Annotated in this window: 1 protein-coding gene; it reads right to left on the reverse strand. The window is 80.6% G+C overall.

Going from position 1 to position 268, the window contains the following annotated elements; all coding sequences use genetic code 11:
* The coding region (locus CCN37_RS37875; RefSeq protein ID WP_210408401.1) for an ADP-ribosylglycohydrolase family protein at positions 1–268 on the reverse strand (268 nt) is incomplete at both ends.

The following is a 268-nucleotide window of genomic DNA, read 5'->3' on the forward strand; positions in this document are numbered from 1 at the left end:
CGCGCGGTCACCGAGGGGTCGGCCGCGTGCGCCGCCGCGAGGGCGACCGCGACGGCTCCGGCGACACCTTCCGGGTGCGGGTGCGTGACCTCGGCCGACAGCGCCGCCTCCATCGCCGCGCGGGCGGGGTCGTCGGCGAAGTGGGCGCCGAGCGGGGCCACGCGCATCGCCGCCCCGTTGCCGCGGGAACCCTGGCCGCCGAAGGCTTCCCCGGCGACCGTGCGCCAGGGCTCGCCCTCCCGGATGCGGCGCAGCGTCACCACCGCGC

The sequence above is a fragment of the Allokutzneria sp. NRRL B-24872 genome, from assembly GCF_002155965.1.
Lineage (GTDB): Bacteria > Actinomycetota > Actinomycetes > Mycobacteriales > Pseudonocardiaceae > Allokutzneria.